Source organism: Shewanella sp. SM71, from assembly GCF_025653905.1.
GTDB lineage: Bacteria > Pseudomonadota > Gammaproteobacteria > Enterobacterales > Shewanellaceae > Shewanella > Shewanella oncorhynchi.
Map to the genome: position 1 here is coordinate 73,107 of NZ_JAKKRW010000006.1, position 14,361 is coordinate 87,467.

The following is a 14,361-nucleotide window of genomic DNA, read 5'->3' on the forward strand; positions in this document are numbered from 1 at the left end:
CCTAGCGACTTAAGCTTTGTCGAGGTTGTTTTATGAAACATGCTCCAGTACCACAAACCACACTTGGGATTTCCGGACGAATTGCCGCTGCCTTTCAAAATAGCGCCATCACGCCGCTATTAGCACTTCTCGGGCTCTTACTTGGCTTATTCGCCATTTTGGTGACACCAAAAGAAGAAGAGCCACAAATTGATGTCACCTTTGCCGATGTGTTTATCCCTTTTCCCGGTGCGACACCCACGGAAGTTGAAAACTTAGTCACCCTGCCAGCGGAACAAGTGATCTCCGAAATCAAAGGCATAGATACTCTGTACTCGTTCTCCCAACCCGATGGCGCGCTGATCATCGTCATCTTTAAGGTCGGCGTTGCGCGCAATGATGCCATCGTCAGCCTATACAACCAGATTTATTCCAATATGGATAAATTGCCAAGGGGCGCTGGCGTGGGCGATCCGCTAATTAAACCCCGCGGCATCGATGATGTGCCCATTGTCAGTTTGACCTTATGGTCAAAGGACAGGCAAGTGTCTGCTGAGCAGCTAACCCATGTCGCCCTTGGATTAGAAACCGAAATTAAGCGTATTCACGGCACTCGCGAAATCGATACCGTTGGCCAGCACGATATGGTGGCCAACATACGTATCGATCCCGCCAAGATGAACAGCTTTAATCTGACCTACGATAAGTTAAGACAAAGCCTGAATGACAATAATATGGTCTCTATGCCTGCATCCTTAGTGCAAGGCAATCAAGAGATAAAGGTCCAAGCTGGGCAGTTTTTACAATCCATCGACGATCTCAAGCAATTAGTCGTCAGTGTCTATCAAGATAAACAAGGCAAAAATATTCCGATTTATTTGGCGGATATTGCTGAAATCAGCTTAAAAAGTGATATCCCTAAACAGAGCGTTTGGCACGCAGATAAAACCGACATTTATCCCGCCGTCACAATCGCAATTGGTAAACAAGCAGGCCAAAATGCCGTCGATATCGCCGACAGTGTGATTGAGCGGATAGCTAAAGTCGACAATGTGTTGATCCCGGCAAATGTCGAAGTCACAGTGTCACGTAACTATGGCGAAACCGCGGCGGATAAATCTAACACCCTTATTTTAAAACTGATTTTTGCCACCAGCGCCGTAGTCGTGCTGGTCTTTTTAACCATGGGCGCACGCGAATCCTTAGTCGTGGGCGTGGCCATTATTATCACGCTAGCGATCACCCTTTTCGCCTCTTGGGCGTGGGGATTTACCTTAAACCGCGTGTCCTTGTTCGCCTTGATTTTCTCCATCGGCATCTTGGTCGACGATGCCATAGTCGTAGTAGAAAACATCCACCGGCATATGGCGCTCGGCAAAAATTCCTTCAGCGAGCTTATTCCTGTGGCGGTCGATGAAGTCGGTGGCCCGACGATTCTGGCGACATTTACAGTTATCGCAGCCTTGCTGCCGATGGCTTTTGTATCGGGCTTAATGGGGCCTTACATGAGCCCGATCCCCATCAACGCCAGTATGGGCATGTTAATTTCCCTCGTTGTGGCATTTGTGGTCACTCCTTGGCTCAGTCATAAACTGCTGAAACATAATGACCAACACGATACTGCCCAAGCCTCGCACGAGGATGAAGCTGAAACTAAGATGGTGCGCCTCTTTACTCACTTAATTGGTCCTTTCCTGCTGGGTAAAAATGCCCGTAAGGCAAGAGTGGGACTGGCTGCCGGCGTATTTGTGTTAATCGGCATCGCCGTCGCGCTCCCCGTGGGTCAGCTCGTGGTGCTTAAAATGCTGCCCTTCGATAATAAGTCAGAGTTTCAAGTGATGGTGGACATGCCAGAAGGCACTCCCGTAGAGCAAACACAAAGAGTATTGCAGGATTTGAGTCGCTACCTAACAACCGTCCCTGAGGTCGAGCATCTGCAATTGTATGCGGGCACTAACGCGCCAATGAACTTTAACGGCTTAGTGCGCCACTATTTCCTGCGTCACAGCCAAGAGCTTGGCGACATCCAAGTGAACCTAGTGGATAAGAAACACCGCAAGCGCGACAGCCACAGCATAGCGGTATCGGTGCGAGACGAACTGCAGCAAATTGGCGAGCAATATCAAGCCAATATCAAAGTGGTTGAAGTGCCACCTGGGCCGCCGGTGTGGTCGCCGCTGGTTGCTGAAGTGTATGGCCCAAGCCCCGCAATCCGCGAGCAAGCCGCTTACGAGATGCAGGCGCTGTTCCATGAAACCAAAGATGTGGTCGATATCGATATTTTCTTGCCCGCTGCCCAGCAAAAATGGCAAGTGATGATCGACCGCAGTAAAGCCAGCCTGATGGCCGTGCCCTACAGCAATATTGTCGACTTGATTGCCACCTCCGTTGGCGGCAAAGATGTGAGTTATTTACATCAAGCCCAGCAAAAACAACCGATACCGATCCGCCTGCAATTAAACGAAGGCGCGAAAGTCGATTTAGATCAAGTGCTGAATATGAAGTTACTGAGCCAAACGGGGCAATCCGTGCCTGTGTCTGAGCTGGTAACCATCAAACGCGGCAAAATCGATGCACCGATTATCCATAAGAATATGATCCCTATGATCATGGTTGTCGCCGATATGTCGGGACCACTGGACAGCCCGCTCTACGGCATGTTCGATATGGCGGGCAAAATCGATGGCGTCGATGGCTTAGGGTTTGATCAGCATTATATTCACCAACCCACAGGGTTAGACTCAGTCGCCGTGCTCTGGGATGGCGAATGGAAGATCACCTACGAAACCTTTAGAGACATGGGTATCGCCTATGCGGTCGGTATGATTGCGATTTATTTATTGGTGGTCGCGCAGTTTAGATCGTATCTGGTGCCGCTTATCATCATGGCGCCAATTCCACTGACTGTGATTGGCGTAATGCCTGGACATGCCCTGCTCGGAGCACAATTCACCGCGACGTCCATGATAGGCATGATAGCGCTGGCGGGGATTATTGTGCGTAACTCGATATTATTGGTCGATTTTATTAATCAAGAAACCGCATCCGGCGTGCCCTTTGAGCGGGCAGTGATCCACTCTGGCGCCGTGCGAGCTAAACCTATCATGCTGACTGCATTTGCAGCCATGATAGGGGCATTGTTTATTCTTGATGATCCGATTTTCAATGGCTTAGCGATCAGTCTGATCTTTGGTATTTTTATCTCGACCATACTGACCTTAGTTGTCATCCCTGTGCTGTACTACACGGCCATGAAAAACCGTATGAATACTGTTCAGATACAAACACAAAACTAACCACAACAAAGGCCATCACCAAGATGGCTTCAAGGAGTAAGGTATGTCATTAGAACGCAGTATTATGGCTTTTGCCGGATTGATGGTGTTACTGTCACTGGTGTTAACCGCCTATGTGCACCACAACTTTCTGTGGTTAACCGCATTTGTTGGCGCTAACCTATTCCAAAGTGCTTTTACCGGTTTTTGTCCTGCCGCCATGGTTTTACGAAAATTGGGTGTAAAATCAGAGGCTGAAATTGCTAAACAAAGCTAAGCCACATACAGTCACTACTTAAGAGTTAAGATAAGAGATAAGAGATAAGAGATAGGTGAGCAAGTACACGCTTGACTAATACAAGCGTGCCGAAAAGCCGTCAAGGAGAGATAAAGTGACCCACAACCTCGTAACCAGTGGCCAAAGTCTAATGCGCTTAGCCCTATTAAGCTTGCAATCACTGGTACTCATGCCACTGCTGCTAATGCCCATGATAGCCAGCGCCGCCGACCAAGATCCTGCAATCGCATGGGATAAAATTGCCGCAGGCGCTATGGTGCTCGATGTTAGAACGCCTGAAGAATTTGCCGAAGGTCATTTAGCGAATGCGGTCAATATTCCCTTTGAGCAAGTGACAGAGGAGTTTGCTAAGCGTGGCATCGCCAAAGATGCTCCCGTCGTCTTGTATTGCCGCAGCGGCCGTCGTAGCAGTATTGCGACCGAAGCCTTAGTCGCTGCCGGATACACCCAAACCTATAATGGTGGCGGTTACTCTAGCTTAGTTGAGGCACAAAAAACACCCGCTAAGTAATTTACTACCATCAAATTGGCTCTAGTGTGGGAAAGTAAGGATAAATCACTTAAATACTGTCACCTAACTCTAGTCATTCAAGGTTTAACGGCTAAAAGCGCCCTAGGGCGCTTTTTTATTGTCTAAATAGAATATCGAAATTAAGCAGGGGTGGATTAATAAGTTTTTATCAGATTCATTGTGGACGAAAGAGCACAGGATTTTTTAGTAGTTCTATAAAATAAGTAACCCCCGTATTCCCAAACAGCCTAAGTAAAGTCAATCAATTGGCAACCGCCACCCTATTGACAGCCTTTTGCAACAATTTCGCATAATCAATCACTTGAGAAAATCTTCTCATTATGATGAAAACTTAAAGTTTGTTTTTGTTATTTTTAATTACAAAAAAATATATATATAAATTTCAATGCATTGATAACGGTAAAATCAATCAAAAACCCGTATATGAAGTAGTAAATTCGTATTCACTTATTCACGTTTATCACATAAAAAAACAAATATTTTAATAAAACTTGGTTACAACTAGTTACAAGTTGAATTTATATGCATTATAAATGCCTATTAAATCTAAACACTTACCAACCGCCATGCTGTTAACAAAATATTTACAAATCCTGTGGTCGCAGATAAATTCACTAACCGAGTAGCATCTGAGTCGTAGTTATTCTTATGAAACATAAAATAATAATGATTAACACTAAATTGACCATGGAAGAAGAACATGACAATCAACAGAACCACTAAAATAGCGTTAAGCCTTTCAAGCTTAGCTATTGCGATCTCAGCCGGTGTACAAGCAGCACCACAAGCCCCAGGTTTTGCCACAGCATTACAAGCACAAACCTCCCCACTGCCAAAGCGTTACATTGTGAAGTTTAAAAACACTGATGCCGCGGCCATCATGTCAGCCAATAGTGTGCAATCAACGAGTGATCTGCAATCACTCAATGACGCGACAACAGATACGCTACCAACCACAATGAATTATCAGCCACAAATGGCTGAAATCAGTGCCCAACATACCGCATTAAATAAAGTACAAGCGAAGGAAATGAAGCGTATCGGCCGCAGTAACAGCTACTCGGTGAAACTCGATGCCAAAGGGATCAATGCCTTAAAAACCCGTGCTGATGTGGAATATGTCGAAGAAGATATGCCACGCCGCTTTCTAAGTGAAAGTACGCCTTGGGGCCAAACTTTTGTAGGAGCAACCCAGCTAAGCGACAGCCAAGCGGGCAACCGCACTATTTGTATTATCGACTCAGGCTACGACCGTAGTCACAGCGACTTAGGTGGCAACAATGTCACAGGGACCAATAACTCAGGCACGGGTAACTGGTTTGAGCCGGGCAATAATAACGCCCACGGTACCCACGTTGCGGGGACGATTGCGGCGATAGCCAACAATGATGGCGTGATCGGCGTTATGCCAAATCAAAATGCCAATATTCATGTGATCAAAGTGTTTAATGAATCTGGCTGGGGCTACTCTTCATCCTTAGTCGCTGCCGTAGACACTTGTGTCACCAACGGCGCCAATGTTGTCACTATGAGTTTAGGTGGTTCAGGTTCTAGCACCACTGAACGTAACGCTCTGGCCGCCCACTATAATAATGGTGTTCTCCTGATTGCTGCTGCGGGTAACGATGGGAATAGCACTCACAGCTACCCAGCATCCTACGATGGCGTCATGTCTGTCGCCTCTGTGGATAGCCATAAAGACCACTCAGCATTCTCCCAATACACCAACCAAGTGGAAATATCAGGCCCTGGTGAAGCCGTTCTATCGACTGTTACCCGTGGCGAAGGCCGTTTAGCCGATATCACTATCGGCAATCAGTCTTACTTTGACTCAGGTGTCGTGCCGCACAATCGCCTGATATCCTCTGGTGGCAGCTATGTCCCCGCACCATTTAACGGTACCAGCACTGCAACTTTGGCAGAATGTACCGTTAGCGGCACAAGCTTCAACTGCGGCAACATGACCAATAAGATTTGTTTAGTGGAACGTGTTGGTAATCAAGGCACTAGCTACCCTGAAATTAACGCAGCTAAAGCCTGTAAGAATGCGGGGGCCAGTGCGACGATTGTTTACAGTAACGCGGCATTACCCGGCTTACAAAACCCCTTCCTTGTCGATGCTAACAACGAAATCAATATGGTTTCTGTATCTGTTGATCGTGCAACAGGCTTAGCATTGCGCAATCAACTGGGCGCCACAGTCACTGTCAGCAACCAAGGCAATAAAGATTACGAGTACTACAACGGTACATCAATGGCGACACCGCATGTGTCAGGTGTTGCGACCTTAGTGTGGAGCTACCACCCAGAATGTAGTGCGGTGCAAGTCCGTAACGCATTGAAAATGACTGCAGAAGATCTTGGTACTGCGGGTCGTGACAACTACTATGGCTATGGTTTAGTTAATGCAGTTGCAGCAAAAGCCTTCCTAGACGCATCTTGTACTGGTCCAACGGGTCCTGTCGATCCAACCGAACCGGGCGATAGTGTTCTCGTGAACGGTGTGGCGAAAACAGGTTTAGCAGGCGCAACAGGTGAAGAATTACATTTTTCATTTGAAGTTCCAGCAGGTGCAACTAACCTAGGCTTTGTGATGAACGGTGGCACAGGTGATGCGGACTTGTATGTGCAATATGGCGCGGCGCCAACCACCACTAATTACGATTGCCGTCCGTATAAAAGTGGCAATAGTGAGTCTTGTCCAATCACCAACGTACAATCAGGCACTTACTATGCCATGGTGAAAGGCGATTCGGCTTTCACTGGTGTGTCGTTAACGGCGAACTACACAGCGTCTAATGGCGGCGGTACGCCAACGAGCTATACCAATACTGATAACTATAATATTCCTGATAACAAAGCGGCGGGGATCACTAGCCCAATCACGGTTACTCGCACAGGTGATTCAGGTACTGTGACTGCAGTCGTGAACATAGTCCACCCTTACATTGGTGACTTAAAAGTGCAGCTGATCAGCCCTTCAGGAAAAACGGTTACCCTGCATAACAACACAGGTCTTGGTGCAGACAATATCAATAAGAGCTATACCGCAGATATGACAGGTGCTAATTCGAACGGCGTATGGAAGTTAAAAGCCGTAGACAGTGGCCGTGGTGATGTTGGTTATATCGATAGCTGGGAACTGAGCTTCAAATAAATCAAAATCGATACTCTTACTGATACTTAAAAGTGATAAACGGAAAGAGCCTGCAATTGCAGGCTCTTTTTTTACAAAACATGTTATTCAATATCTTTGAGAATTTCAGGCTCAATCAACACGCTGGTTTCATTATCCGATAACCAAATTTGGCCTTCACTAATCGAAACTTGCAATGCCATATTGCGCCCAACAAAGGCTTCCATCGCCGTGACGGACTCTTCGGCAATATTCCACACTTTTAAATTCTGATAACGCTCTAACGCCTGCTGATTCTGTTTCCACCAAATCGGTACACTGCGGCCACCATAGGTAAAGAGCTGCACGACTTTGGCACGGCCGCTGGCCTTTCGCAGCCATTTTTCATCGGCCTGACCAAACTCAACCCACAACTCAATTTCACCGGATAGGGTTTTGTCCCATAGCTCTGGCTCGTCATCGACGCACAGACCTTTACTAAAACTTAAAGTTTCGCTGGCATTCACAATAAACGCGAGTAAACGCACCATCATGCGGCCATCGGTTTCGGAAGGATGCTGTGCAAGCGTCAATTGATGGTCTTGGTAATAATTCCGATCCATATCGGCTATCTGTAAATTGACTTTAAACACGGTCGCCTTGAGGGCCATAGTCATCCTAAATGCAGAGTGAAATCCTGAAACAGCGAAATCCTAAAATAAGGCTGCCGAGTCTACCTGAGACTCGGCATTAGCTCAAACGAACAATAGAATACGCCCATGAAATCGAACATAAAGTGCAATCGAACAAAAGGTTAAATCGAACCCAAGGCTGAATCGGTAAGAAATTAAATCGCACCGGGTCGCAGATGTTTAGCCATGGGGAAATGGGCTTTCAACAAGCTGATTTTTTGCGTATCCGCTACCAGTAGCATGCGCGTACCCAGCTCATACTGTTGACTCAACTCACTGAAAGCGGGTAAAAAACCGCGATCTGCGTCGCGGCGAACAAGTTCAGCGAGTTCAACGCTTAAATCACCTTGGCTGTATATACAATCGAGGCGCTGCAATAGCGGCATGGCGGCGAGCGGCAGTAAGTCCACAGAGGTTGTATCATCCAACAAAAGGATTTCGCCGCGGCTGACTAAGTTATTAAACGCATTATGGTAATGCTCAGTGGTACGACTATCGAAACGGTCGCCATTGGTATCGAAAAAACGCTCCCAAAATAAGCGGCGTTTCGAGGTTGAATCGAGTTTATCTTGTACTTCGACGCGTCTATCAGCGACAAAATCGAATAACGGTTTGAGTGACTGCGGTAGGCTAGATTCTAAACGCGAGCGAATCGTGCGTGCAAATACCGGTGCAGCGCCCGCAGTGCTGATCGCGACCACTAAACGACCTCGATCAACAATAGAAGGAGTGATAAAGCGGCAAAAGGCCGGATTATCAACGGCATTAACCCAGATACCACGCGCGGTAGCTAAGGTCGCTAACTCTGCATTAAGACTGTCGTTTGCCGTAGCTAAATACACCAAATCATAATTTTGAACGTCGGCATGGACAACTTCACGCTGGGATAACAAAATGCGGCCAGCATCTGCATAACGTTGCACTTCAGGGTTCACCTCTGGCGCTACCACGTGGATATTGGCTTCAGTACGTGTCAGCAGTGCTAACTTACGGCTCGCCACATCGCCCGCCCCCACCAGTAGAACATTCAAATTAACCGTATCGACAAACAAGGGAAAATATTGCATTAGATGAGATCCTGAACGCTTAGTCCTGCACGACTGGCAGTTGACGCTGTACCCAGCCCTTATAGCCACCAATCATAGATGCAACGTGGGTGTAACCCATAAGTTGCAGATTATGGGCAGCCAAGGCGGAGCGCGCACCACCCGCGCAGTAGAGTAATATGGGTGTATTTTTATCGGGGAAACGCGCTTCGATATCACGCTCTAAAATACCCCGGCTTAAATGTTTCGCTTGGGGTAAATGATCTTGCAGCCACTCACGATCCTCACGCACATCAACAAGGTGCCAGCGGTCATCGGCCTGATAAGCTTCGATTGTCACTTCGGTGATATTAGGCAGAATAGCGTCAACAAGGGCGGAAAATGCATTGGGATGCTGCATCACTAACTCCTAGATAAGATATTGAATGACATAATGAATGTCAGCTTATCAGCAAAGTGTAATCTTCTCATCCTGCAGACGCAATCTTTCAGCCTCACCGCAAAGCTGAGAAAGTTGCCAGTGAAAGACTAGTTGTGGCTCTCGCTGCGCTCTGAGCTACATTGCCAGCAAAGCTCAAAACTGCCTTCATTAGTCTCATGGCATTGCACACACTGCCATTGCGGACTTTCAACATCCAACGCATTCAATTGAACTTGTGCCGACGCGTATTGGGACTCACCTACCCATAACTCGACGTTTTGCATCCCAGTAGGGAGTTCACCAATGCCGCCTAATAACGCTTCACCTCTGAGTTCAACATGAATGCCACAGGCCTCCAATAAACCTTTCCATGTGTGGGCCTGCAATAAATTACCACCAGCAACTAACACTTTACGTTCTTCCATGCGACATCCTACGGCTACAACTCTCTAGAATATGGGTTGCCGACATCCTACTGCTAAATAGCCGAGGCTGTCGAGCGCTGATTTTTACATCAGTTGTTAAATAAATTAACATTCACTTTTTACAGCATAACTGACTATAACTTTGTGAGTTTGCTAGCAGAATGTCAGATACGCCTCAAAAAATTGATGCAAAAAAAGCCACCTCGTCGGTGGCTTTTTAACTCCAAATTAACCTTTAAGGCATCATAGGAGGTTGATCTGCGCCTTCTTTCTCAATCTCAACTGGCATCATGTGTTCACGATTGATACCCAGTTTAACGGCCAAGAAGCTCGCCACATAGATAGAGGAATAAGTACCCACAAAAATCCCCAACAGCAATGCAGTCGCAAAGCCATGGATCATAGTGCCGCCCTTAAGGAACAAGGCCACAACAGTCACCAAAGTCGTGCCCGTTGTAATAATGGTACGGCTCATAGTTTGACTGATTGAAATGTTAACTATTTCTTCAGGATCGCTCTTACGCAGCTTAAGGAAGTTCTCACGGATACGGTCAAATACCACGATAGTATCGTTAAGTGAGTAACCCACCACAGTCAACAAGCCCGCCAATACGGTCAAGTCAAATTCCAATTGAAATAACGAAAACACCCCTAAGGTCACGATGACATCGTGCGCCAGTGCCGCTACAGAACCAAACGCTAAGCGCCATTCGAAACGAAACGACACATAGATCATGATACAAATCAGCGCAACTAATACCGCCAATGCACCTTGCTCTGCCAGTTCTTTACCCACTTGTGGGCCAACAAACTCAACACGCTTCTGCTGCACTTGTGGGTCAACTTTCTGCGCGGCTTCCATGATAGACTTAACCTGCACATCACTCTTAACGCCTTCTTTCACCTGTAAACGTACAAGTACGTCACGGCTAGAACCGAAGTTTTGCACGATCGCACCTTCGGAATCTGGCGTCGTCAGTTGCACACGCAGCGCATTCAAATCAACCGGCTGAGTAAACTCCATTTCAACAACAGTACCGCCAGTGAAATCAAGACCCCAGTTAACGCCATTAGTTGCGAGCGATACCAGCGAGCCCAGCACTAACACTGCCGACATAATGCTAATAGGCAGTGCATGGCGGAGGAAGTTTACTGTATGTTTTAAGGATAAAACTTCAATCATTGTCACTTCCCCTTAGATAGACAGAGTCTTCACGCGCTTACCACCCCAAATCGCGTTAACGATTGAGCGAGTACCCACGATGGCGGTAAACATAGAAGTCGCAATACCTATCATTAAGGTCACAGCGAAGCCTTTAATCGCACCAGTACCTACGGCAAACAAAATGAGCGCAGTGATGAAGGTGGTGATGTTCGCATCGGCGATAGTTGAGAAAGCATTACCATAACCTTCATGGATTGCCTGCTGTACGCTACGTCCTGCACGAAGCTCTTCACGAATACGCTCATAAATCAGCACGTTGCCGTCAACCGCCATACCGACCGTCAACACCATACCGGCAATACCGGGTAGGGTTAACACAGCGCCAGGGATCATAGACATAACGCCCACGACCATGACTAAGTTTGCGGTTAAAGCCAGGTTAGCAATAAGCCCAAAGCTACGGTAGTAAACCAACATAAAGAGTAAGACAACTGCCATACCCCATACCATAGCTTGCACACCGCTTTGAATGTTTTCAGCACCTAAGCTTGGACCAATGGTACGTTCTTCAACAATTGATACAGGAGCAATCAAGGCACCCGCACGCAGTAATAGCGCAAGGTTTTGTGCTTCACCATGACTTAAGCCAGTGATCACAAAGTTACGGCCTAAACGTGCTTGAATAGTAGCAACCGAAATTACTTCTTCAATTTTCAGCATCTTAACGCTGCCATCGGCATTGCGTTCACCACTGTCTTTATACTCGATGAACAAAGTCGCCATAGGCTTGCCTATGTTGTCTTTGGTCACGTCAGAGAAAATGGTACCGCCTTTAGCGTCGAGGTTGATACTGACCTGAGGACGACTGTACTGGTCAAAGCTAGGTTGTGCGCCAGTGATATGATCACCCGTCAACATCACTTCTTTCTTCAATATCACAGTGCCACCTTCGCGGCGCTGATACACTTCAGAACCCGCAGGTACACGGCCTGATTGCGCAGCATTCGGATCGGCTTTGTCATCCACCATGTGGAATTCAATTGATGCGGTTGCACCTAAGATTTCCTTAGCACGAGCCGTATCTTGCACACCTGGCAGCTCAACGATAATGCGCTCGGCGCCTTGACGTTGTACTACAGGCTCAGCCACACCTAACTCGTTAACACGGTTACGAATGGTAGTAATGTTTTGTTGCAGTGCTTCTTCTTTAATCTGCTTTAGATAAGCTTCACTCATCACAGCTTGCAGCGCGAAATCTTCGCCACGGCTAGCATCGGTGAACACCATATCTTGATTGCGAGTCTTAAGAAAACGCTCGGCAGTCGCTAAGTTTTCAGCATCACGGAACTTGATTTCAATTCCAGTGGCATTAACACGAATACCAGCATAACGAATGGTTTCTTCACGTAATTGTGAACGGAAATCAGCGACTTTAGCTTCTTCCATCTTACGAATCGCTTCGCCCATGTCCACTTCCATGAGGAAATGCACACCACCGCGAAGGTCAAGACCAAGCTTCATTGGGCTACCGCCCATGGACTCGAGCCACTTAGGCGTCGCAGGCGCTAAGTTAAGTGCCACAGTAAACTTATCACCTAAGCTGTCAGCAATCAGTTCTTTAGCCAGTAGCTGTTGATCCGCATTTTGCAAACGGACCAACAACTGACCTTTTTCAAGCTCAGAGCGCTTTACCGCAATGCTCTTACTGGCTAACAGCTCGTTCACACTGGCTTGGGTAGATGCTGTTACTTCAGCACCTCGAGTCGCCACCACTTGCACCGCGTGATCTTCACCAAAAAGGTTAGGTACGGCATAGAAACAACCTATGGCGATGACGAGCATCACCATAATGTTTTTCCACATTGGGTATTTATTTAACACGCCTGAGCCCTCTTGGCTTACAACGACTGGATAGAGCCCTTAGGCAATACAGCTGCAATATAGTCTTTTTTGATCGTGATTTGTGTTGTGTCGTTCAAGCTCAGTAACACGTAATCGCTTTCGTCGCTGATTTTTGCAATCTTGCCTAAAATCCCACCACTGGTTAACACTTCATCGCCTTTGCCTAATGAAGACATCAGATTTTTGTGCTCTTTAACGCGTTTTGATTGCGGACGGAAAATCATGAAATAGAAAATCAGGCCGAAAATCGCCAGCATGAAAATCAGTTCCATCGTGCCGCCACCTTGTGGTGCGCCAGCAGCGCTTGCATATGCATTTGAAATAAACATAGTTTTTCTCTTCTTATTAGCAAAAAATCAATCGACTAACTCTGGTACTTCGCGACCTTGACTGGTATAGAAGTCCGCCACAAAGGCGTCTAATGTACCCGTCTCAATCGCACCGCGCAAACCTTCCATTAACATTTGATAGTATCTCAAGTTGTGAATGGTGTTTAAACGCGCACCCAGAATCTCATTACAACGATCTAAGTGGTAAAGATACGCCCGTGAATAATTTTTACAGGTATAACAATCACACTTAGTATCAAGTGGTGACGTGTCATCTCTATGACGCGCATTGCGTATTTTGATCACACCTTCACTCGTAAACAGATGACCGTTGCGGGCATTACGGGTTGGCATCACACAGTCAAACATGTCAACACCACGACGTACACCTTCAACTAAATCTTCTGGTTTACCGACCCCCATCAGATAGCGAGGTTTGTCTGCAGGAATTTGCGGGCAAATATGCTCAAGAATGCGATGCATATCTGCTTTAGGCTCACCGACGGCCAAACCACCGACGGCATAACCGTCGAAACCAATATCGACTAAGCCTTTTAAGCTTTCGTCGCGTAAATCTTCATACACACCGCCCTGAATAATACCGAAGAGTGAGTTAGGGTTCTCTAAACGGTCAAATTCATCACGCGAACGTCTCGCCCAACGCAAAGACATCTGCATTGACTTGCGCGCTTCATCTTCAGTTGCGGGATATGGCGTACATTCGTCAAAAATCATCACCACATCACTGCCCAATGCATCTTGAATTTGCATTGATTTTTCAGGATCTAAGAAGATTTTTTCACCATTAATGGGCGAACGGAAATGCACACCTTCTTCGGTGATCTTACGTATATCGCCAAGACTAAACACTTGGAAACCGCCCGAGTCCGTTAAAATAGGACGCTGCCAGTTCATAAAGTCATGCAAGTCACCGTGCTTACGCATGATCTCTTCGCCTGGGCGCAACCATAAATGGAAAGTGTTACCGAGCAAAATATCCGCGCCAGTGGCACGTACTTCTTCTGGTGTCATGCCTTTCACTGTGCCGTAGGTTCCTACCGGCATAAAAGCGGGGGTTTCTACTGTGCCACGATCAAAAATTAACCGACCACGGCGCGCACGCCCGTCGGTAGTGTCTAATTCAAATTTCATAATTCACCTCGCCAGATAAACAGTCTGACT

General features: G+C 46.9%; 12 protein-coding genes. 4 read left to right on the forward strand and 8 right to left on the reverse strand.

The window, feature by feature from the left end:
• The first annotated feature begins 32 nt into the window (after positions 1–32).
• The 4 genes from L5L97_RS07525 to L5L97_RS07540 all read left to right on the forward strand — a co-directional run bounded on the left by L5L97_RS07525 (position 33) and on the right by L5L97_RS07540 (position 7,241).
• On the forward strand, positions 33–3,275 hold the full coding sequence (locus L5L97_RS07525) for an efflux RND transporter permease subunit (protein ID WP_263181572.1): 3,243 nt from the start codon (positions 33–35) through the stop codon (positions 3,273–3,275).
• Between the two features lie 43 nt (positions 3,276–3,318).
• Entirely contained in the window at positions 3,319–3,531 is a 213-nt protein-coding gene (locus tag L5L97_RS07530; protein WP_105252075.1) for a DUF2892 domain-containing protein, read from the forward strand.
• Positions 3,532–3,646: 115 nt separating this feature from the next.
• A complete protein-coding gene (locus L5L97_RS07535) occupies positions 3,647–4,063 on the forward strand; it encodes a rhodanese-like domain-containing protein (protein WP_263181573.1) in 417 nt (138 codons plus the stop codon).
• A 721-nt stretch (positions 4,064–4,784) separates the two neighbouring features.
• The gene (locus L5L97_RS07540) at positions 4,785–7,241 is read left to right on the forward strand and encodes a S8 family serine peptidase (RefSeq protein WP_263181574.1); all 2,457 of its coding nucleotides are present in this window, start codon (positions 4,785–4,787) and stop codon (positions 7,239–7,241) included.
• 83 nt (positions 7,242–7,324) lie between these two features.
• On the opposite strand, the gene L5L97_RS07545 is transcribed toward L5L97_RS07540, so the two are convergent.
• From L5L97_RS07545 to tgt, 8 genes are all read right to left on the reverse strand, one after another.
• Complete coding sequence (locus L5L97_RS07545; protein WP_028761068.1) at positions 7,325–7,870, reverse strand: YaeQ family protein; 546 nt, start codon at positions 7,868–7,870, stop codon at positions 7,325–7,327.
• Positions 7,871–8,046: 176 nt separating this feature from the next.
• On the reverse strand, positions 8,047–8,958 hold the full coding sequence (locus tag L5L97_RS07550; protein WP_263181576.1) for a bifunctional precorrin-2 dehydrogenase/sirohydrochlorin ferrochelatase: 912 nt from the start codon (positions 8,956–8,958) through the stop codon (positions 8,047–8,049).
• Between the two features lie 19 nt (positions 8,959–8,977).
• Entirely contained in the window at positions 8,978–9,337 is a 360-nt protein-coding gene (locus L5L97_RS07555) for a rhodanese-like domain-containing protein (RefSeq protein ID WP_131523169.1), read from the reverse strand.
• 128 nt (positions 9,338–9,465) lie between these two features.
• Positions 9,466–9,783, reverse strand: coding sequence for a DUF2007 domain-containing protein (locus tag L5L97_RS07560; protein WP_028761071.1), 318 nt, complete (start codon positions 9,781–9,783; stop codon positions 9,466–9,468).
• Positions 9,784–10,018: 235 nt separating this feature from the next.
• Positions 10,019–10,966 carry a protein translocase subunit SecF gene (gene secF, locus L5L97_RS07565; protein ID WP_028761072.1) on the reverse strand — a complete coding sequence of 316 codons (948 nt, stop codon included), beginning with the start codon at positions 10,964–10,966 and terminating at the stop codon, positions 10,019–10,021.
• Between the two features lie 12 nt (positions 10,967–10,978).
• On the reverse strand, positions 10,979–12,829 hold the full coding sequence (secD, locus tag L5L97_RS07570) for a protein translocase subunit SecD (protein WP_028761073.1): 1,851 nt from the start codon (positions 12,827–12,829) through the stop codon (positions 10,979–10,981).
• Positions 12,830–12,846: 17 nt separating this feature from the next.
• Positions 12,847–13,179 carry a preprotein translocase subunit YajC gene (yajC, locus tag L5L97_RS07575; protein ID WP_007649452.1) on the reverse strand — a complete coding sequence of 111 codons (333 nt, stop codon included), beginning with the start codon at positions 13,177–13,179 and terminating at the stop codon, positions 12,847–12,849.
• A 27-nt stretch (positions 13,180–13,206) separates the two neighbouring features.
• Positions 13,207–14,331 (reverse strand): tRNA guanosine(34) transglycosylase Tgt, encoded by a 1,125-nt coding sequence (tgt, locus tag L5L97_RS07580; RefSeq protein WP_006082277.1) that lies wholly within the window; start codon positions 14,329–14,331, stop codon positions 13,207–13,209.
• Positions 14,332–14,361 lie beyond the last annotated feature (30 nt).